The organism is Amycolatopsis sp. NPDC003861, assembly GCF_053605405.1.
Genome location: NZ_JBSGJD010000176.1, coordinates 1 through 20,808, shown reverse-complemented (window position 1 = coordinate 20,808; position 20,808 = coordinate 1). Strand labels below are relative to the sequence as shown.

General features: G+C 71.5%; 15 protein-coding genes. 9 read left to right on the top strand and 6 right to left on the bottom strand.

The features are described from left to right. Positions 1-61: 61 nt before the first annotated feature. Both ACWEVN_RS33310 and ACWEVN_RS33305 read right to left on the bottom strand, forming a co-directional pair. On the bottom strand, positions 62-2,764 hold the full coding sequence (locus tag ACWEVN_RS33310; protein ID WP_452053906.1) for a GH92 family glycosyl hydrolase: 2,703 nt from the start codon (positions 2,762-2,764) through the stop codon (positions 62-64). Between the two features lie 255 nt (positions 2,765-3,019). Continuing rightward, complete coding sequence (locus ACWEVN_RS33305) at positions 3,020-3,652, bottom strand: YigZ family protein (protein ID WP_449686830.1); 633 nt, start codon at positions 3,650-3,652, stop codon at positions 3,020-3,022. 532 nt (positions 3,653-4,184) lie between these two features. Between ACWEVN_RS33305 and gltB the strand changes: the two genes are divergently transcribed. Together gltB and ACWEVN_RS33295 are read left to right on the top strand one after the other, a co-directional pair. Next, positions 4,185-8,756, top strand: a complete 4,572-nt coding sequence (gene gltB, locus ACWEVN_RS33300; protein WP_452053905.1) for a glutamate synthase large subunit — start codon at positions 4,185-4,187, stop codon at positions 8,754-8,756. Beyond that, positions 8,749-10,200 carry a glutamate synthase subunit beta gene (locus tag ACWEVN_RS33295; RefSeq protein ID WP_452053904.1) on the top strand — a complete coding sequence of 484 codons (1,452 nt, stop codon included), beginning with the start codon at positions 8,749-8,751 and terminating at the stop codon, positions 10,198-10,200. Before gltB ends, ACWEVN_RS33295 begins: the two co-directional genes overlap by 8 nt. A gap of 57 nt (positions 10,201-10,257) precedes the next feature. Here the strand turns inward: ACWEVN_RS33295 and ACWEVN_RS33290 are convergent, their stop codons facing one another. Continuing rightward, positions 10,258-11,130, bottom strand: coding sequence for an SDR family oxidoreductase (locus ACWEVN_RS33290; protein ID WP_452053903.1), 873 nt, complete (start codon positions 11,128-11,130; stop codon positions 10,258-10,260). Between the two features lie 83 nt (positions 11,131-11,213). On the opposite strand from ACWEVN_RS33290, the gene ACWEVN_RS33285 reads away from it, so the two are divergent. After that, positions 11,214-11,786 carry a helix-turn-helix domain-containing protein gene (locus ACWEVN_RS33285; RefSeq protein ID WP_452053902.1) on the top strand — a complete coding sequence of 191 codons (573 nt, stop codon included), beginning with the start codon at positions 11,214-11,216 and terminating at the stop codon, positions 11,784-11,786. A 637-nt stretch (positions 11,787-12,423) separates the two neighbouring features. Continuing rightward, positions 12,424-13,821, top strand: coding sequence for a Dyp-type peroxidase (locus ACWEVN_RS33280; protein ID WP_449686824.1), 1,398 nt, complete (start codon positions 12,424-12,426; stop codon positions 13,819-13,821). 40 nt (positions 13,822-13,861) lie between these two features. Here the strand turns inward: ACWEVN_RS33280 and ACWEVN_RS33275 are convergent, their stop codons facing one another. Continuing rightward, positions 13,862-14,758 carry an ROK family protein gene (locus ACWEVN_RS33275; protein WP_310971376.1) on the bottom strand — a complete coding sequence of 299 codons (897 nt, stop codon included), beginning with the start codon at positions 14,756-14,758 and terminating at the stop codon, positions 13,862-13,864. Positions 14,759-15,045: 287 nt separating this feature from the next. Between ACWEVN_RS33275 and ACWEVN_RS33270 the strand changes: the two genes are divergently transcribed. Beyond that, complete coding sequence (locus tag ACWEVN_RS33270; RefSeq protein ID WP_003069169.1) at positions 15,046-15,255, top strand: CbtB domain-containing protein; 210 nt, start codon at positions 15,046-15,048, stop codon at positions 15,253-15,255. Positions 15,256-15,274: 19 nt separating this feature from the next. Beyond that, complete coding sequence (locus ACWEVN_RS33265; protein WP_452053901.1) at positions 15,275-16,042, top strand: CbtA family protein; 768 nt, start codon at positions 15,275-15,277, stop codon at positions 16,040-16,042. 160 nt (positions 16,043-16,202) lie between these two features. Here ACWEVN_RS33265 and ACWEVN_RS33260 read toward each other — a convergent pair whose 3' ends face one another. Continuing rightward, the gene (locus ACWEVN_RS33260) at positions 16,203-17,684 is read right to left on the bottom strand and encodes a cobyric acid synthase (RefSeq protein ID WP_452053900.1); all 1,482 of its coding nucleotides are present in this window, start codon (positions 17,682-17,684) and stop codon (positions 16,203-16,205) included. Further along, positions 17,681-18,613, bottom strand: coding sequence for a cobalamin biosynthesis protein (locus tag ACWEVN_RS33255; protein ID WP_452053899.1), 933 nt, complete (start codon positions 18,611-18,613; stop codon positions 17,681-17,683). The genes ACWEVN_RS33260 and ACWEVN_RS33255 overlap by 4 nt, the downstream gene beginning before the upstream one ends. Positions 18,614-18,648: 35 nt before the next feature. Between ACWEVN_RS33255 and ACWEVN_RS33250 the strand changes: the two genes are divergently transcribed. The 3 genes from ACWEVN_RS33250 to ACWEVN_RS33240 form a co-directional block, all read left to right on the top strand. Then, positions 18,649-19,251, top strand: coding sequence for a bifunctional adenosylcobinamide kinase/adenosylcobinamide-phosphate guanylyltransferase (locus tag ACWEVN_RS33250; RefSeq protein ID WP_449686820.1), 603 nt, complete (start codon positions 18,649-18,651; stop codon positions 19,249-19,251). A 13-nt stretch (positions 19,252-19,264) separates the two neighbouring features. Continuing rightward, complete coding sequence (gene cobT / locus ACWEVN_RS33245; RefSeq protein ID WP_452053898.1) at positions 19,265-20,278, top strand: nicotinate-nucleotide--dimethylbenzimidazole phosphoribosyltransferase; 1,014 nt, start codon at positions 19,265-19,267, stop codon at positions 20,276-20,278. Continuing rightward, a partial coding sequence (locus ACWEVN_RS33240) for an adenosylcobinamide-GDP ribazoletransferase (protein ID WP_452053897.1) occupies positions 20,275-20,808 on the top strand: 534 nt, incomplete at its 3' end. The genes cobT and ACWEVN_RS33240, both read left to right, overlap by 4 nt.

The window sequence follows — 20,808 nt, the reverse complement described above, 5'->3', positions numbered from 1 at the left end:
TGCCGCACCGGGGTGGTGTGTGGCAAGGCGGGTTCTAACCCGCCTTGCCACTCACGACGCGTCAGCGGTAGACCTCGAACTCGTAGATCCGGGCCGCGCCGTTGCCGTCGTTGGCCGGGGTGGTGACGTTGAGCTTCACGTACCGCGCCGACCGGGTCGCGATCGGGTGATACGTGCGGCTCGCCCGCGAACCGGTGACGGAGGCGACCGTCGTCCACGACGAGCCGTCGGCCGACGTCTGGATCGTGAACGCGCCGGTGTTCCAGCCGGTGGTCTCCCCGCCGAGGCCGGTGTGCTTGACCACGAACGCCGACACGTTCTGCGCCGAACCGAGGTCGACCTGCAGGTACTTCGTCGCGGCCGTGGTGCAGAACTTGCTGTTGTTCGCCAGGCTGCCGTCGACGGCCTTGGCGGCAGTCTCGGCCGAGTTGCAGGTGGCCGAGCCCGTCGCCGCCTTGCCCAGCGCCAGGTTCGTCCCGAGCTCCGGCGCGGCGGGCGGCGGCGTGAACCCGTCGTTGTACGACGGCGGGACATCCGCGGTACCCGTACCCCAGGCGCTCGGCGACGAACCCATCGTGTAACCCAGCGTGGCCGCGCCCGCGATGTCGCCGTAGCGGATCCACGACTTCGTCGTCGAGACGCCGTTGACGCTCACGCTCTGCACGTACTGGGCGCCCTGGCCCGCACCACTCCCGGTGATCTGGATGGTCCCGGACGGCCGGATGATCGACGCCGCCGGGAAGAGCGGGCCGTGCAGGGCCAGGACGTCCGCGCCCGGCGTGGCCGGGTACATCCCCAGCGCGGCGAAGACGTACCACGCCGAGGTGGCGCCGAGGTCGTCGTTGCCGGGCAGGCCGCCCGGGCCGGTGGTGAACGACTCGTTCATCACCCGCCGCACCGCCGAGCTGGTGCCCTGCGGATGGGCGGCGTAGTTGTACGCCCACGGCACGCCGTGCTCGGGCTCGTTGCCGATGTAGAAGTACGGCTGGGTGAGCCCGCCGTTGAGCTGGGTGAAGTGGTGGTCCAGCCGCTGGACGGCGGTCTGGCGGCCGCCCATCAGGTTGATCAGGCCCTGGTAGTTGTAGGGCACCATCCAGGTGTACTGCGACGGGTTGCCCTCGGTGTAGCCGCTGTTGCTCGACGGCACGACCGGCCACGCCCAGGTGCCCGTGCTGCCGCGCGGCTGGATGTAGCCGGAGTCGGGGCCGAACACGTTCTGCCACCACTGGGCGCGCTGCATGTAGGTGTTGTACTTCGTGGTGTCACCGACGGCCTTCGCGAACTGCGCCACGGCGAAGTCCGACGCCGAGTACTCGAGCGAGTCCGACGGGTCCTCGTAGACGTAGTGCCGGCTCAGGTAGCCGCTTTCCCGGCCGCGGATCGCCTGCCCCTGCGTGGTGCCGCCACTGGCGCTCTTGTCCATCAGCGTCAACGCGGCCGCGGTGTCGAAGCCGCGGACCCCGAAGGCGTACATGCTGCCGACGATGATCGGGCCGGGGTCACCGGTCATCACGAAGTGCTCGTTGCTGTTGTGCGACCACTTGGGCAGCAACCCGCCCTGCTGGCCGTCCAACACCATGGACTTCGCGATGTCGCTCGCTTCATTGGGCGCGACGAGCCCGATCAGCGCGGCCCACGACCGGTAGATGTCCCAGCCGGAGTAGTTCTGGTAGACGGTGTGGGACGCGGTGTGCACCGCCTGGTCGAACCCGCGGTACTGGCCGTTCGTGTCGCTGGCGATGTTCGGGTTCTGGAAGACGTGGTACAGCGCGGTGTAGAACTTCTGCAGGTCCGCGGTCGCCCCGCCGGTCACCTGGACGCGGTTGAGGACGGTGTTCCAGTTCGTGTCGGCCGCACTGCGGATCCCGGCGAAGTCGAAGCCGGGGCTTTCGGCGGCCACGTTCGCCTGCGCGTTGGCGAGGCTGACGAACGAGATGCCGATCTTCGCCTGCACGGTCGTGTTGCTCGACGTGTCGAAGGTGACGTAGCCGCCGGAGTTCGTGCCGCTGGTGCTCGCGGAACCGGCGTTCACGGTGCCGCCGAGCCAGGTGCCGAACCCGCTGGGCGCGCGGTCGAACTGGATGACGTAGAAGATCTGGTACGTCTTCGACGAACCGCAGAACCCGCCGCCGGTCACCGAACCGGTGAGCTGGCTGCCATTGATGGCGATCGACCCGCCGCGGCTGCCGGTGGCGCTGCGGCTGGTGTTGACGAGCAGCCGCGCGGACGTCGTGTTGGGGTAGGTCAGCTTCATGAAGCCGGACCGCTGGGTGGCGGACAGTTCGACGGTGGTGTTGTAGTTGTCGAGCTTGTTCTTGTAGTAGCCGGGCGCGGCCGACTCGCTGGCCTTGGTGTAGCGGCCCGCGTACCCGGTCCACCCGGTGCCCGGCGACGTCCCGATCGCGCCGGTGATCGGCAGCAGGCCGAGGTCTTCGTTGTTGGCGCAGCCGGCGCCGTTGAAGTGGGTGAGACTGAATTCTTCGATGCTCGTGTCGCTGTAGCGGTACCCCGACGGCGACGCGGTCGGGGTGTCCGGGCTGAACTGCACCATGCCGAACGGCACGACGGCGCCGGGGTAGGTGCTGCCGCCGGCACCCCCGGGCACCGGGTTGGGCGAGTTGCTGTTGTCGGTGCCGATGAAGGGATTCACGTACTGGGTGAGGGCGAGCGTCGCGGCGCCGGCTGGTGGCGCGGCCAGCCCCGCGCCGAGGAGCACCGCGGCGAGCGCGGCCGCGCGCACCCGGCCGGCCAATGGTCTGGACATGACCCTTCCTCTCCTTGTCGCACGCATTCCCGCCGGGCGACAACGTTGTCGGGCAAGCAGAACGGGTGGTGACAACGTTGTCAGCACGGGGCGAGCCGCGCCGGCAACGTCCAGGGGGTCGAAGTGGTACCGGAACTCGGTGGCACGACATGGTGCCACGGAAGGGTCTGTGCGCGGAAGCACCGAAAGTTCGTTGCGCGCCAAGCGGTTTCGCGACCGGACCACGCAGGCCCGGTGGACCGCCCCGGCCCGGCGCTAGGACCGGGAGGTCACCCAGTGGTCGCCGAGCGGGGTCGTCGCCGCTTCGCCGTTCGTCAGGTCCGCCAGCCAGCCCGCGAACGCGTCACCCTCCCCCGGCGCCAGGCCGATCTCGAAGCGGGCCAGGTCGTCGAAGCGGGTCGCGTGGAGGAGGTACGGCGACGCGCGCAGGTCGTTCTCCAGCCGGCCCGCGCGGTCGTAGCGCACCGCCACTTCGACCAGACTGAGACGCCGGTGTTCTAGTACACCAACAACTTCCACAGCGTCCGAAACGGACTGACCGTACGCGCGGATCAACCCTCCCGCGCCCAGCAGGACTCCCCCGAAGTACCGCGTCACCACGGCGACCGTGTCGGTCAGCTCCCGGCGGCGCAGCACTTCCAGCATCGGCGTACCCGCCGTGCCCGCCGGCTCACCGTCGTCACTGGACCGCCGGGTTCGCCCATCCGGCCCCAAAACGAAGGCGTGACAGTGGTGTCGCGCGCCCGGATCCGCGCGGCGGCGGGCCGCGATGAACTCGCGCGCGGCCTCTTCCGACGTCACCGGAGCGAGCGCGCAGAGGAACCGGGAGCGCTTGATCTCGATCTCGTGGACGCCGTCCCGAGCCACGGAGAGATAACGATCAGTCATCGAGCCAAGCCGCCATGCACCCAGCTTCCCACCCCGACCAGGGGTTCCACCAGCCGCCCCCGGCCACTTCGGACGGAAGTTTCCGCAGGTCAGCGGCGTTATAGCCCGCTGTGCGGGAGACCCGGCCCGACATATGGGACTACCCCGGGGGACGTCAACGCATGCGTGGCATTTCCCACCCGGGCGCAACGACGTATGTCGATAACAGCGAATTCACACTATCGTCATAAGACCCGGCGAACCCGGGAGTAACACCGCGCGCTCCGGACGGCCCCCACCACAGTGGCCGGCCTGTGCGCGCTCGCAGCACCCGACATGTTCGGCTGCCCAGCGTTGTGCGGCCTCCCAGATGATCGCGGCCGGTTTCCGAGCATCGGCGCTCGGCCGGTTCCTCGCGTCATCCAGCACCTCGACAACAGCAACTGTTCTCGACTGACCATCGCGGTCCCGGACCACTTCGTTAACCGGTTCAGCTCGAACCACCCGATGGAGTGAGTACCGGTCGCGCCAACGCCTTGGGAGGCGGCCAGCCGTGACCCACCGTGCCAGTTCCCTGCCCCCGTCCGGGGAGCAGCTCAGCAACGCCGAGGCCAAGGGCCTCTACCGGAGCGACTACGAACACGACGCCTGCGGTGTCGCCTTCGTCGCCGACCTGACCGGGCGCCGAGATCATGCGATCGTCGCCAAGGCCCTGGTCGCGTTGCGCAACCTGGAACACCGCGGGGCTCGTGGCGCCGAACCGGACACCGGCGACGGCGCCGGCCTGCTGATCCAGATCCCGGACGAGTTCTACCGCGCGGTCGTGGACTTCGAGCTCCCCGAGCCGGGCACCTACGCGGTCGGCACGGCTTTCCTGCCGCAGGACGAAAAGCGCCGCGGCCGGGCCATGACGACCATCGAGCGGATCGCCGCCGAGGAGGACATGCGCGTCCTCGGCTGGCGCGAGCTGCCGGTGCACACCGAGCACTGCGGGCCGACCGCGGCCGAAACCATGCCGCACTTCACGCAGCTGTTCCTCGCCGCGCGCCGCCCGAAACCGGAGCATTCGGACCCGCTGCACATCGAGCGCAGCGCGTTCTGCGTCCGCAAGCGCGCCGAGCACGAGCTCGTCGAGGACGACGTGTACTTCCCGTCGCTGTCCTCGCGCACGATCGTCTACAAAGGAATGCTCACCGAGCCGCAGGTCGAGCGGTTCTTCGCCGACCTCACCGACGAGCGCGTCACCAGCGCCATCGGCCTGGTGCACTCCCGGTTCTCCACCAACACGTTCCCGTCGTGGCCGCTGGCCCACCCGTACCGGTACGTGGCGCACAACGGCGAGATCAACACGTTGCGCGGCAACCGCAACTGGATGGACGCCCGCGAGGCGCTGCTGGAAACCGACCTGATCCCGGGCGACCTCAAGCGCGTCTACCCGGTGATCACCCGCGGCGCCAGCGACTCGGCGAGCTTCGACGAGGTCCTGGAGCTGCTCCACCTCGGTGGCCGCTCGCTGCCCCACGCCGTCCTGATGATGATCCCGGAGGCGTGGGAGAACCACCAGGAAATGGACCCCGCGCGGCGCGCGTTCTACGAGTTCCACTCGACGCTGATGGAACCGTGGGACGGCCCGGCGCTGGTCGCCTTCACCGACGGCAGCCAGATCGGCGCGGTCCTGGACCGCAACGGCCTGCGCCCCGGCCGGTACTGGGTGACCGACGACGGCCTCGTCGTGCTCGCCTCCGAGGTCGGCGTGCTCGACATCGACCCGGCGACGATCGTCCGGAAGGGACGCCTCGAGCCCGGCCGGATGTTCCTCGTGGACACCGTCGAAGGCCGGATCATCGAGGACGAAGAGGTCAAGACCGAACTGGCCACCGCGCACCCGTACGACGAGTGGGTCGACGCCGGGCTCGTGCACCTCGAAGACCTGCCCGAGCGCGACCGCGAGGTCCCGCTGCACGCCGCGCTCGTGCGCCGCCAGCAGGCGTTCGGCTACACCGAGGAAGAGCTCGAAGCCATCCTCGAGCCGATGGCCCGCACCGGCGCGGAGCCGATCGGCTCGATGGGCAACGACTCGCCGATCGCGACGCTGTCCAGCCGGCCGCGGCTGATCTTCGACTACTTCATCCAATTGTTCGCCCAGGTGACGAACCCGCCGCTGGACGCCATCCGCGAGGAGCTCGTCACCGCGCTCGGCACCCAGATCGGCGCCGAGCCGAACCTCCTGGAGGGCAACGCGGCCAGCTGCCGCCGGATCGTGCTGCCGTTCCCGGTGCTCGACAACGACCAGTTCGCCAAGCTGGTGCACGTCAACGACGACGGCGACCTGCCGGAGTTCCAGGCAGTCACCGTGCTCGGCCGGTACAACGTGCACGGCGGCGGCGACGCGCTGGTCAAGCGCCTCGACGAGATCCGCGCCGAGGTGTCGGAGGCGATCGAGGACGGCGCCCGGCTGATCGTGCTGTCCGACCGCGGTGTCGACGAGCACCACGCGCCGATCCCCTCGCTGCTGCTGACCGGCGCGGTGCACCACCACCTCGTCCGCGAGAAGACGCGCACGCAGGTCGGCCTCATCGTCGAGGCCGGCGACGCGCGCGAGGTGCACCACATCGCGTTGCTCATCGGGTACGGCGTCGCCGCGGTGAACCCGTACCTGGCGATGGCGACCGTCGAGGAGATGGCCCACCGCGGCCTGATCCCCGGCGTGACGCCGAAGCAGGCGACGCAGAACCTGATCAAGGCGCTCGGCAAGGGCGTGCGCAAGACGATGTCCAAGATGGGCGTTTCGACCGTCGCGTCCTACACCGGCGCGCAGATCTTCGAAGCCATCGGGCTCGGCGAAGAGGTCATCGAGAACTGCTTCACCGGCACGACGTCCAGCCTCGGCGGCGTCGGCTTCGAGACCCTCGCCGACGAGGTCGCGAAGCGGCACGAGTACGCGTTCCCGGCCGACGGCGTCCGGGCCGCCCACCGCGAGCTGGAGACCGGCGCGGACTACCAGTGGCGGCGCGAAGGCGAGCCGCACCTGTTCAACCCGCAGACGGTGTTCAAGCTCCAGCACTCCACGCGGTCCGGGAAGTACGAGATCTTCAAGGAGTACACGAAGGCCGTCGACGACCAGGCCGAGAAGCTGCTGACGCTGCGCGGGCTGTTCGACTTCAAGTACGGCAAGCGGGCGCCGGTGCCGATCGAGGAGGTCGAGCCGGTCTCGGAGATCGTCAAGCGGTTCGCCACCGGCGCGATTTCCTACGGCTCGATCTCGATGGAGATGCACCAGACCCTCGCCATCGCGATGAACCGCCTCGGCGGCAAGTCCAACACCGGTGAGGGCGGCGAGGACGCCGAGCGGCTGTACGACCCGGAGCGGCGCTCCGCGGTCAAGCAGGTCGCTTCGGGGCGCTTCGGCGTCACGAGCGAGTACCTCGTCAACGCCGACGACATCCAGATCAAGATGGCGCAGGGCGCGAAGCCCGGCGAGGGCGGGCAGCTGCCCGGCGCGAAGGTGTACCCGTGGATCGCGAAGACGCGGTTCTCGACGCCGGGCGTCGGCCTGATTTCGCCGCCGCCGCACCACGACATCTACTCGATCGAGGATCTGGCGCAGCTCATCCACGACCTCAAGAACGCCAACCCGAACGCGCGCATCCACGTGAAGCTCGTGTCGGAGGTCGGCGTCGGCACGGTCGCGGCGGGCGTCTCCAAGGCGCACGCGGACGTCGTGCTCATCTCGGGTCACGACGGCGGGACGGGCGCGTCGCCGCTGTCGTCGATCAAGCACGCCGGCGGCCCGTGGGAGCTCGGCCTGGCCGAGACGCAGCAGACGCTGCTGGCCAACCGGCTGCGCGACCGGATCGTCGTGCAGACCGACGGCCAGCTCAAGACCGGCCGGGACGTCATCGTCGCGGCGCTGCTCGGCGCCGAGGAGTTCGGCTTCGCGACCGCGCCGCTGGTGGTGTCCGGCTGCATCATGATGCGCGTCTGCCACCTCGACACGTGTCCCGTCGGGGTCGCGACGCAGAACCCGAAGCTGCGCGAGAAGTTCAGCGGCAAGGCCGAGTACGTCGTCAACTTCTTCGAGTTCATCGCCCAGGAAGTGCGCGAGTACCTGGCGGAGCTCGGGTTCCGGTCGATCGCCGAGGCCGTCGGGCACGCCGAGTTCCTCGACAAGCGCAAGGCGATCGAGCACTGGAAGGCGGCCGGGCTCGACCTGTCGCCGATCTTCCACGTGCCCGACATGGCCCCGGCCGGCCTGCGGCTGCAGCAGACGCTGCAGGACCACGGCCTGGAGAAGGCCCTCGACAACACGCTGATCCAGCTCGCCGAGGGTGCGTTGAACTCCGGGGACAAGGTGCGGCTGGAGCTGCCGGTCCGCAACGTCAACCGGACCGTCGGCACCATGCTCGGGTCCGAGCTGACCAAGCGGTGGGGCGGCGAAGGCCTGCCGGACGACACCATCGACGTCACCTTCACCGGGACGGCCGGCCAGTCGTTCGGCGCCTTCGTGCCGAAGGGCATCACGCTGCGGCTCTACGGCGACGGCAACGACTACGTCGGCAAGGGCCTCTCCGGCGGACGGCTGATCGTGCGGCCGCCGCGGGAAGCGCAGTACGTCGCCGAAGAGCAGATCATCGCCGGCAACGTCATCGCCTACGGCGCCACGAGCGGCGAGATCTTCATCCGCGGCAAGGTCGGTGAGCGGTTCTGCGTGCGCAACTCGGGCGCGCTGGCCGTCGTCGAGGGCGTCGGCGACCACGGCGGCGAGTACATGACCGGCGGCCGGATGGTCGTGCTCGGCCCGATCGGGCGCAACTTCGCGGCCGGCATGTCCGGCGGCATCGCCTACGTGCTGGACCTGCCCGCGCACCGCGTCAACCCGGAGATGGTCGACCTCGACCCGCTCGACTCCGAGGACGCGGACTTCCTGCGGGAAACGCTGGAGAAGCACTACGACGAAACGGAATCCGCGGTCGCGCGGGAACTGCTGGCCGACTGGGACGCGGGCGTCGACCGCTTCGGGAAGGTCATGCCGAAGGACTACAAGCGCGTGCTCGCCGCCCAGGTGCAGGCCGAACGCGACGGGCGCGACGTGAACGAGGCGATCATGGAGGCCGCACATGGCTGACCCCAAGGGCTTTCTGACCACCACCCGCGAAGAGCCGAAGCGGCGTCCGGTCGACCTGCGGCTGATGGACTGGCGAGAGGTCTACGAGGACTTCGCCACCACGAAGCTGCAGAAGCAGGCCGGCCGGTGCATGGACTGCGGCATCCCGTTCTGCCACCAGGGCTGCCCGCTCGGGAACCTCATCCCCGAATGGAACACGCTGACCTGGCGCGAGGACTGGCAGCAGGCGATCGAACGGCTGCACGCGACGAACAACTTCCCGGAGTTCACCGGGACGCTGTGCCCGGCACCCTGCGAAACGGCGTGCGTGCTCGGGATCAACGACGACCCGGTGACGATCAAGCGCGTCGAGATCTCGATCATCGACCGGGCCTTCGACGAAGGCTGGGTGACGCCGCAGCCGCCGACCGCGAAGACGGGCAAGAGGGTCGCGGTCGTCGGGTCGGGCCCGTCGGGACTTGCCGCGGCGCAGCAGCTCACGCGCGCGGGCCACAGCGTCGTGGTCCTCGAGCGGGCCGACAAGATCGGCGGGCTGCTGCGCTACGGCATCCCCGAGTTCAAGATGGAGAAGTCCCGGCTCGACCGGCGGCTCGACCAGATGCGCGCCGAGGGCACGGAGTTCCGGACGTCGGTGAACGCCGGCGTGGACATCACGGCGTCGGAGCTCACTTCTTCCTACGACGCCGTGGTGCTGGCCGGTGGCGCGACCGACTGGCGCGACCTGCCGATCCCCGGCCGCGAGCTGGCCGGCATCCACCAGGCGATGGAGTTCCTGCCGCCCGCCAACCGGGTCGCTTCGGGCGAGCTTGCGGAGTCGCCGTACTCCGCCGCGGGCCTGGACGTCGTGGTCATCGGCGGCGGCGACACCGGCGCGGACTGCGTCGGGACGTCGCACCGCCAGGGCGCGCGTTCGGTGACGCAGCTGGAGATCATGCCGAAGCCGCCGGAGGCGCGTTCGGACGCGCACCCGTGGCCGACGTACCCGATGATCTACCGGGTGTCCTCGGCGCACGAAGAGGGCGGCGAACGGCTCTACGCGGTGAACACGCAGGAATTCCTGGGTGACTCCGATGGCCGCGTGCGTGCGCTGAAGCTGGTCGAGGTCCGCAACGAGGGCGGCAAGTTCGTCCCGGTGCCGGGCACGGAACGCGAGCTGCCCGCGCAGCTCGTCCTGCTGGCGATGGGCTTCCTCGGGCCGCAGAAGCAGGGCCTGCTCGAGGACCTGGGTGTCGAGCTGGACGCGCGCGGCAACGTGGCGCGCGACAAGGCGTTCAAGACGAGCCTGGACAACGTGTTCGTGGCCGGCGACATGGGCCGCGGCCAGTCCCTGATCGTCTGGGCGATCGCGGAGGGCCGCAGCGCCGCGGCCGGCGTCGACAGCTACCTGACCGGCCGCGACGTCCTGCCCCGCCCGATCGCGCCGACGGACCGGCCGATCGCGTAAGACCCGGCGCCGGCGGAGGTGTCATCGTCGCCACCTCCGCCGGCGCTGTCCCACTTCTCAGTCGTAGTAACCCTTTTCGAGGTCGTCCAGCAGCCCCGGCTGCGTGGGCCGCCAGCCGAGCGACTCCTGGGTCGCCGCGGAGGAAGCCGGCTGGTCGAGCGCCAGCAGGCCCCCGAGGAAGCCGAGCTCTTCGGCGGTCACGGACGTGACGGGCAGCCCGGTGCGGCGGCCGACCACCTCGGCGACGTCCCGGATCCGCACGCCTTCGTCGCCGACCGCGTGCAGCACGGCACCGGCGGGAGCCTGCTCCAGCGCCAGCCGGAACAGGTGGGCGGCGTCCAGGACGTGCACCGCGGGCCAGCGCTGCGTCCCGTCGCCGACGTAAGCCGCGATGCCCTTCTCGCGCCCGATAGCGACGAGGCGGGCGATGAGGCCGTGGGCGTCGCCTTCGCCGTGGACCGAACGCGGCAGCCGGACCAGCGACGCGCGGACGCCCTCCTCGGCGGTCTTCAGGACGGCCCTGGCGACGTCTCCCCGACCGGACACCGGACCCGCGAAGACGGAGTCGTCCCGCTCGGTCGCCGCACGCCCGGGCACCATCGGCGTCCCCGAGGCGGCGACGAAGGGCTTGCCGGCCAGGACGGCGCTCATGGCCTCGACGGCGCGGGCGTCGGTCTCGATCGAGTCCTCGATCCGGGCGAAATCATGCCCGAAGGCCAGGTGGACGACGCCGTCGGCGCCCTTCGCGCCTTCTTTGAGCGTTCCGAGGTCGGTGAGGTCGCCGCGGAGGACGTCGGCGCCCATGGCCGCGACGACGCCGGCCGAGCCGTCCGACCTGGCCAGCCCGACGACCTCATGGCCCGCGTCGAGGAGTTCGGGCACGAGGGCCCGGCCGATCCAGCCGGACGCGCCGGTGACGAACACACGCATGAGTTTCTCCCGTTCGTGATGACACCTGGTGTCATCACCATAGCACCGCGATGACACCAGGTGTCATCGCCTAGGCTGGGGGCATGAGCCGCTGGGAGCCGAACACGCGCGAGCGCCTGCTCGACGCCGCGCTCGACCTGTTCGGCGAGCGCGGGTACGACAGCGTGACGGTCGCCGAGATCGCAGAGCGGGCCGGGCTGACGAAGCGGACCTTCTTCCGCCACTTCAGCGACAAACGCGAAGTGCTCTTCGCGGGCCAGGAGATGTTAAGCCGGATCTTCGCCGAAGCAATCGCGGACGCGCCTGCGTCGGCCAGCCCGGCAGAGGCGGTGGCGGCGGCGCTGACCGCAGCGGCGGCCGCCATGGGACCGCAGCGGCGGGCCCGAGCCCGCCAGGTCCGGGCGGTGGTCGCCGGCCACACCGACCTGCGCGAGCGCGAGCTGCTGAAGCTGGCAACGTTGAGGGCCGCAATGGCCGACGCCCTGCGAGCCCGCGGAGTCCCGGACCCCACGGCCGGCCTCGCCGCGGAGATCGGCGGCCTCGCCTTTTCGACGGGCTTCGCCCGCTGGGTCGCCCCGGACAGCGAACGGGAGTTCACCGAGCTGGTCCGCGAAGCGCTGGACGAGCTGTTGGCGGCAACCACCACCCTCGGCTGAGGCGTGGGCATGATCGCGCCGTCGAGGTAGCCGGCACCCCGCGCGCCGAACCACCCGGCCGCTTTCTCGGCCTCCTCCGGCGAACCGGACGTCAGGTTCACGAAATCCTTGCCGCTCAACGACTCCGCGCCGAGCACCGCCCGCCGCACGGCGTAGTCGAGCACGCAGGCGACGACGAGCGGACTGGCCGCAATCGCCTCCGCGGGCGTGGCCGCGAGCCGCGGCGCGCCACCGGGACGCCGCCGCTGCAGTGGCTGCTCGACCAGCGCCTGGCCCGCGCGCAGACGCTCCTGGAATCGACCGGGCTCTCGATGGAGAAGGTCGCGGCGCTGAGCGGCCTCGGCACCGCGAACAACCTGCGGCACCAACTTCCTCGAGCAGGTCGGCGTGACCCCGGGCGATTACCGGCGCGCATTTCCCCGCCCGTCGGTGGACGCCCGAGGAGAGCCCCTTTGTTTCCGGTCGGAAACTGTTTCACGCTCAACTTAATCTTTCGTGTGAATCCGGCAATCGGGTGGCATCGACCGCCTCCGGCGTTGCACTCTGTATTCAGGGGACCCGGTCGGCCGAGGGGGGAGTCCGGCCGGCCGGGTGCCCGCCGAGAGGCGGGCGTTTTTCACAAGGGGAGGGGACCCGAATGAGTATCGATCTGTCCACCACGCTGTCCTGGACCACGGCGACCGGCGACGCCGCGACGATGCTCGGCGAGCTGCAGCCGAACATCCTCAAGGCCCACGTCCGCGATCACCTGTCCGCCCTGTTCCTCGCCTTCGGCGACGCGGCGGAGGCGCGGGCGTTCCTCGTGTCGGTCACCGGGAAGATGAAGTCCGCCAAGGCACATCTCGACGAGGTGAGCGCGTTCAAGGCCGAGTCCGGCGGCGGAACCCCGTACGTCGGCGTCGGGCTCACCGCGGCCGGCTACCGCGCCCTCGGCGTCGAGAACTTCCCGCAGGACGAGGCGTTCCTGCGCGGGATGACGGCACCGCAGACGCGGCAGCGGCTGAACGACCCGCCGCGCTCGACGTTCGATCCGGGCTACCGCAGCGAAATCCACGCCGTCGTGCTGGTCGGGGACGCGACCGACAAGGCGATGGCCGCGCGCCGCAACGAAATCCTCGGCCTGCTGCCCGATTCGGCCACCGTGCTCGCCGAGGAAACCGGCCTCGGCCGGGTCAACGCGCGCGGCGAGGGCATCGAGCACTTCGGGTACGTCGACGGCCGCAGCCAGCCGCTGTTCCTCACCGAAGACGTCGACGCGGAGAAGAACAACACCGACGGAATCAACGTCTGGAACCCGGCGTCACCGCTGGAGCAGGTGCTGGTTCCCGACCCCGCGGCGCCGGATCCCGGCGTGCATTTCGGCAGCTATTTCGTTTTCCGCAAACTGGAGCAGAACGTCCGGCGGTTCAAGCAGGCCGAAGAGGATCTGGCCGACACGCTCGGCCTCACCGGCGAAGACCGCGAGCGGGCCGGGGCGATGATCATCGGCCGGTTCGAGGACGGCACACCGCTGACCACCCAGCGGGAAGACGGCGCGGAAAGCCCGGTGTCGAACAACTTCACCTACGACAGCGACCGCGCCGCGCTGAAGTGCCCGTTCCAGGCGCACATCCGCAAGACGAACCCGCGCGGCTCCGGCGGCGCCGAGGAGCCGGCCGACGAGCGGCGGCACCTGATGGCCCGCCGCGGCGTCACCTACGGCGAGCGCCCGGACGACCCGAACGCCGACGTCCCGCCCGCGGTGCGGCCGAGCGGCGGCGTCGGGCTGCTGTTCATGGCCTTCAACTCGGTGCTGGGCAACCAGTTCGAATTCACGCAGGCGATCTGGGCGGACAACCCGGGCTTCCCGATCGTCGACGGCGTCACGCCGGGCCTGGACCCGGTGATCGGCCAGGGCGAGCGCGGGTCGTCGGACTACACCGTGGACTGGGGCGGCTCCGCCCAGCGGACGGCCGGCCCGGTGCCGCAGTCGGTGACGCTGCGGGGCGGCGAGTACTTCTTCATGCCGTCGCTGGCCTTCCTGCGCGCTCTGTGACCGAGCCGGAGGCCACCGCCGCGGTGGCCTCCGGCTCGGCTCAGGCGCGGAGCAGGTCGAAGGCCAGCAACCCGGCGCCCAGCCGCCCGGCTTCGTCGCCCAGCTCGGCGATCCGCAGCTCCGGCATCTTTTGGAACGTCAGGTGCGCGGCCAGCCACTCGCGCACCGGCTCCAGCACGTAGTCGGCCGCGGTGAACAGGCCGCCACCCAGGACGATCACCTCCGGGCCGAGCAGCGTCAGCAGCGTCCGGATGCCGTGGCCGAGCCCGTCGAGCGCGTCCTGCACCACGGCGACGGCGACCTCGTCACCGCGTCGCGCCAGCTCGACGACCTCGCGCGCGCCGTCGGCCGGGCGCCCGGTGCGCTCGGTGTAGCGGCGCGCGATCGCGGCGGCCGACGAGATGGCCTCCAGGCAGCCGGTCGCTCCGCAGCCGCACTTGCCGGCGTGGCCGACGTCGATGTGCCCAACCTCACCCGCCTGCCCGTGCGCCCGGTGGATCCGGCCGTCGAGCAGCAGCGCGGCGGCGATCCCGGTGCCGACGGGGATGAACGCCGCGTTCGTCGCGCCCCGCCCGGCGCCCACGCGGAACTCGGCGATGCCGCCCGCGGTGACGTCGTGCCCGAAGGCGACGGGCAGCCCGAGCCGGTCCTCCAGGAGCTCGCCGAACGGGACTTCACGCCAGTCGAGGTTGGCCGAGAAGTGGCAGACGCGGGTTTCCTCGTCGACGATCCCCGGTACCACCACCCCGACCGCGGCCGGCTGCCCGGTGCCCGCCTGCTCGGCCAGCGCGGCCACGATGTCCACGGTCTGCGCGGCCAGCGCCGTCCCGTCCGCGCTGCGGGCCGTCTCCGCTCGCAAGGCTGCCTTGGGCTGGAGCTCCTCGTCGAGCAGCGCCGCCTTGATCGTCGTCCCGCCCACATCCAGGGCGGCCACCATTCGAGTCACCGCGGCATTGTCACATTTGAGGCTTGTTCTGGTCAGGCCGCCGCGCCCCCCGCGCAGGTCGCGGGGCACCACGGATGCCATGCGGCGGCCGACGGCTGAACAAGCCTCATTGACGGGCGCGGAACGGCGGACCTACGCTCAACCGGCCAGACGAGGAGATTCCGGAACGCGGTGCAAGTCCGCGCGGTCGCGCCACTGTGACCCCCGCCAGGGGGAAGCCAGACCCGGACCCTCGTGACCGACCCCGATGAGGCCGCGAAAGCCCGAGGAGGCCACGCATGACCCAGACGGCAGCTCCCGCCGTTCCGCTCCCGATCCGCATCCCGATCCGTGAGATCGTGCCGTGGGCGGTGTTCGTGGTGCTCCTCGCCCTGATCGCGCTGTACTTCGTGAGCGCCGAGCAGGGCGCGACGGCGGTCTTCGCGAACATGTACGTCCACGAGTTCGTGCACGACGGCCGGCACCTGCTGGCCTTCCCCTGCCACTGATCGGCGGGCGCGCGCTCCCATGATGAAGACCTTGCTGGTCCGCGGCATGCTCGCGGGCCTGATCGCCGGTGTGCTCGCGTTCGGGTTCGCCTACGCCTTCGGTGAGCCGTCGGTGAACGCGGCCATCGGCCTCGAAGAGTCCGGCCACTCGCACTCCCACGAAACCTCCGACCCCGCTCCCGCCTCTTCCGCGGACGCTCCGGCCGCGGAAGAGGAGGAGCTGGTCCCCCGGGACATTCAGAGCACGCTCGGCCTGCTGACCGGCGTGCTGGTGTACGGCGTCGCGATCGGCGGCCTGCTCTCGCTGGCCTTCGCGTTCGCCCAGGGCCGCCTCGGCGCGTTGCGGCCTCGCCTGACGGCGTTGCTGCTCACGGCGGGCGCGTTCACCGTGGTGTTCCTGGTGCCGTTCCTGAAGTACCCGGCCAACCCACCCGCGGTGGGCCAGCCGGGCACGATCGGCTCCCGCACCGAGCTGTACTTCGGCTTCGTCGCGGTGTCGCTGCTGGTGGGAATCTTCGCCACGGTGTTCGGCCGCAAGCTGGCAGACCGCCTCGGCGCCTGGAACGGCTTCCTCCTGGCAGCGGCGGCCTACGTCGTCGTGATCGGCATCGTGGCGTGGCTGATGCCGTCGGTCGACGAGGTCCCGCCGACGTTCCCGGCCTCGACGTTGTGGAGCTTCCGCACGGCGTCGGTCGGCACGCAGGCGACGCTGTGGCTGGCGCTGGGCCTGACGTTCGGCGCGTTCGCGGAGAAGGCGCTCAACCGCCGGACCACGGTAGCGGCCTGACCCGAAGGGTTCGCGGTCGCGTTCCGACGCCGGTCTCCGGGATCAGCGGTGCTGGGGTGGGCTTCGGCACCGCACTGGTCCTGATCAACGGAGATCGGCAGGAACGCGACCGCAAACCACCCACCGGCGGCACACCGTGAGGCGGCTCCATACGGGCGAGCTAAGGCGCGCCCGGCGGGATGAACGGCAGGTCCGGCGGTGCGCCGCGCTCCAGCAGCGTCCGCAGCGTCGCCGTGTCGAGGTGGTCGTCGACCGCGTCCGCCAGTTTGTCCAGCATTTCCTCGCGCAGTGCTCCGAACCCCGGCGCGCCCGGGGCCGGCGTCCACCCGACGCCCGCCTGGGCCGCCGCCTCGGTGAGCCACGCGCGGCGGAAGGCGTCGTTCTCGAAGGCTCCGTGCCACATCGTGCCCCAGACCGACCCCGCGCGCTGACCGTCCAGAAAGGACTCCGCCGGGGCCGTCGCGGCCACCGAGCCGTGGTGGATTTCGTAGGCGTCCACCGGGTGGCCGCGCCACGTTCCCGCGGGCCGCGCGAGCACCTTGTCCGCGGCGAACGTCACCCGCCCGGGCAGCAAGCCGAGGCCCGCCACCTCGCCCGCGCCGGACTCGATTTCGTCCACAATGGACTCCGTGAGCACCTGGTAACCACCGCAGATGCCCAGGACCGGGCGGCCCGCGGCGGCCCGGGCCGTCACCGCCGCGGCCAGACCGCGTTCCCGCAGCCAGGCCAGGTCGGCCACGGTGGCACGTGACCCGGGCAGCACCACGACGTCCGCCGCCGCGACCACGTCCGGGTCCGCGGTCAGCGTCACCGTGACCCCGGGTTCGGCGGCCAGCGCGTCGACGTCGGTGGCGTTGGACGCGCGCGGGAACCGGACGACCGCCACCCCGAGCCCACCACCAGGCACTTCGCGGCGCCAGCCCGCCACGGCGAGAGCGTCCTCCGAGTCGATCCACACCCGGTCCAGCCACGGCAGCACGCCCAGCACCGGCCGCCCGGTGACCTTCTCGAGGCTGTCCAGCCCCGGCCGCAGCAACCCGACGTCGCCGCGGAACTTGTTGACCACCCAGCCCGCGACCAGGGCCTGGTCCTCGGCGGAGAGCAGCGCGAGGGTGCCGAACATGGCCGCGAGCACGCCGCCGCGGTCGATGTCGCCGACGACCAGCACCGGCAGCCCGAACCGGCGCGCGAGCCCCATGTTGACGTAGTCGCCGCCGCGCAGGTTGATCTCCGCCGGGCTCCCGGCGCCTTCGCAGACGACGACGTCGAAGCGTGCGCTGAGGTCCTCGAAGGCCCCGAAGGCGATCTCGGCCAGCCCTACTCTCCCGGTGGCGTACTCCCCCGCTTCGAGCGTGCCGAACGGCTTCCCGAGCGCGACGACGTGGCTGCGCCGATCACTCCCCGGCTTCAGCAGCACCGGGTTCATCGCCGCCTCGGGCTCCACTCCGGCGGCGCGCGCCTGCACCCACTGGGCGCGGCCGATCTCGGCCCCGTCGGCGCAGACCATGGAGTTGTTGGACATGTTCTGCGCCTTGAACGGCGCCACCCGCACCCCCCGGCGCGCCAGCCACCGGCAAATCCCGGCGGTGACCAGGCTCTTCCCGGCATCGGACGTCGTCCCGGCGACGAGCACCCCGCTCATCGGGCCGCCACCACCGCTGCGACCGCGACCGCGACCGCGACGGCGCCCACGCGACGCGACAACCGCACCGCGCGCCGCAGGTCGACCGGCTCCGGCTCGCGCCCGTCCCCGAGCCGCGCCCGGCTCTCCACCTCGCCGCCGTAGCTGTTCGTTCCGCCGAGCCGGACGTCCAACGCGCCGGCGAACGCCGCTTCCACCTGGCCCGCGTTGGGGCTCGGGTGCCGGTTGCCGTCGCGGCGCCACACCCGCCAGGACTCCCGCACCCGGCCACCCGCGCACAACGCCGTGAGCACCGCCCCGATCCGCGACGGCACCAGGTTGACGACATCGTCGGCCCGCGCGGCAGCCCAGCCGAAGTGCAGGTAGCGCGGCGAGCGGTAGCCGACCATCGCGTCGAGCGTGTTCAGCGCGCGGTAGCCGAGCAGACCTGGCATCCCGGCGACGGCGCCCCAGAACAGCGGCGCGACCACGGCATCCGAGGTGTTCTCGGCGATCGACTCGGTCGCCGCGCGGGTCAGCTCCGCGGAGTCGAGCGTCGTCGCATCGCGCGCGCAGAGATGCGAGAGCCTCTGACGCGCTCCGGGCACGTCGCCTGCTTCGAGCAAGCGGGCCATTTCGCTGCCTTCGGCGGCGAGGCCGCGGCCGCCGAGCACAACCCACGTCGACGCGGCGGTGAGCAAGTAACGCGCGAAGGGACGTCGCCGCGTCGCCGTCTGAAGCACGACGCCGAGGCCGACGGCGCCGAAGGTGCACAGCGCCGCGTACGCGGCTCCGCGCGGCTTCGAATCGGCCCACAGACGGTGTTCCAGACGGGCCGCGGCGGAACCGAACAGGGCGACCGGGTGGCCCGTTCGGGGGTCACCGAACAGAGCGTCGGTTACGTATCCGGTCACGAGTCCGGCCGTGGTTGTCCCTAGACGGAGTGGCACGTGGCGCACGGTAGCGCGTGCACCAGAATGCCGGTATGACGAAGCTGACCCACCGGCTCGCCGGGTATCTCGAAACCCTGGCTCGCGCCCTCCGCCGGTACGGGCGCGACGAAGGCAAGGTGCTGGTCCTCGGCGGCGTCCGCTCGGGGAAGTCACGGCACGCCGAGCGGCTCGTCGCCCGCCACCCGCACCTCGTCTACGTCGCGCCGGGCCTGCCCGCGGGCGAAGACGACCCGGAATGGGCCGCGCGGGTGGCCGCGCACCAGGCACGGCGGCCGGCGAACTGGAAGACGGTCGAGACCACCGACCTGGCCGGCACCCTGCGCACGGCGACCGAGCCGCTGCTGATCGACTGCCTCGGCACCTGGCTGTCCCGCGTGCTCGACGACGTCGGCGCGTGGCGCCAGAAACCGGGCTGGGAGCACCGCCTGGACGACCGGCTCGAGGACTTCCTGGCCGCCTGGGCCGCGGCCCGGGTGCCGGTGGTCGCGGTGAGCAACGAGGTCGGCAGCGGTGTGGTGCCCGCAACGTCGTCCGGGCGGCTGTTCCGTGATGTGCTGGGCGCACTCAACAACCGGGTGTCCGCCGACGCCGACCGGGTCGTGCTGGTCGTCGCGGGCCGGGCGCTCGACCTGTAGCCAGGAGGCGCCCGTGTTCGACGTACCCGTGCCCGACCCCGCCGCCCGCGCCGCCGCCCTGGAGCGCCTCGACGGCCTGGTCAAGCCGCTCGGCGCGCTGGGCAGGCTCGAGGAGATCGCGGCCTGGCTGTCCGCGGCGCACGGCACGGTGCCGCCACGCCCGCTGGACGACGTCCGCGTGGTCGTCTTCGCCGGCGACCACGGCGTGTCGGCGCTTTCGGCGTACCCCCGCGAGGTGACGGCGGCGATGGTGCGCGTCTTCCTGGCCGGCAAAAGCGGTGTGAACGTGCTGGCCGCCCAGGTCGGCGCGCGCGTACGGGTCGCGGACATCGCGGTCGACTGGGACGGCGCGGACGTGCCGCCGTCGGTGACGGCCCACAAGATCCGCCGCGGATCGGGCTCGATCGACGTCGAGGACGCGTTGCTCCCGGGCGAAGCCCAGGCCGCGTTCGAGGCCGGCCGGGCGATCGCCGTGGAGGAGCGCGACGCGGACGTGCTGATCCCCGGCGACATGGGCATCGGCAACACGGCGGTGTGCGCGGCCCTGGTGGCAGCGTCGTTGGGCCTCCCGGCGGCCGAGGTGGTCGGCACGGGCACCGGAGTCGACGCGGCAGGCCTCGACCGCAAGACGGCGGCGGTCGCGGCCGCCTTGACCCGCACGGCCGGCCGCACCGACGACCCGTTCGAGCGGCTGACGGCCTTGGGCAGCGCGTGCGTCGCGGCCACGGCGGGCTTCCTGGTCCAGGCGGCGGTGCTCGGGATCCCGGTCCTGCTGGACGGCGTGTTCTCGGGCGCCGCGGCCGTGGTGGCCCGGGACATCGCGCCCGGAGCCGAGCAGTGGTGGCTGGCCGGCCACCGCTCGACGGAGCCGTCACAGGCGTTCGCGCTGAAGGCCCTGGGCCTGGAGCCGATCCTGGACTTCGGCCTGCGGCTCGGCGAAGGGAGCGGAGCGGTGCAGGCCGTCCCGACGCTGCGAGCGGCCCGCGCGATCCTGGCCGACATGGGACTGCTGGCCGACCTGGCATGAGCCGCTGGGCCGACGCCGCGCGGATGGCCGCCGGGACGCTGACCACCGTGCCCGTCCCGGCGCCGCGCGTCATCGACCGGCAGGTCGCCGGCCGCGCCATGCTGCTCGCCCCGCTCGCGGCGATCCCGTTGGCCGCCGCGGCCGCGGGGATCGTCTGGGCGGGGACCGCCGCCGGGCTGCCGTCGCCGGCCACCGCCGCTCTCGCCCTCGGTGCCGTCGCACTCGGCAGCCGGGGACTGCACCTCGACGGGCTCGCCGACACCGCCGACGGCCTCGGCGCCTCGTACGACCGCGCCAAAGCCCTCGACGTCATGCGCCGCGGGGATTCCGGCCCCACCGGGGTTGCCACTCTCGTTCTGGTCCTCCTCGTTCAGGTCGGTGCCCTGACCGCCGCGAACCCGTTCACGGCGGCCGCGGGCGTCCTTGTCGGCCGGTGCACGCTCTCCATGGCGTGCGCGCGCGGCGTTCCGACGGCCCGGCCGGAGGGGCTCGGCGCCACCGTCGCCGGCTCCGTGCCCCGCCCCGCCGCG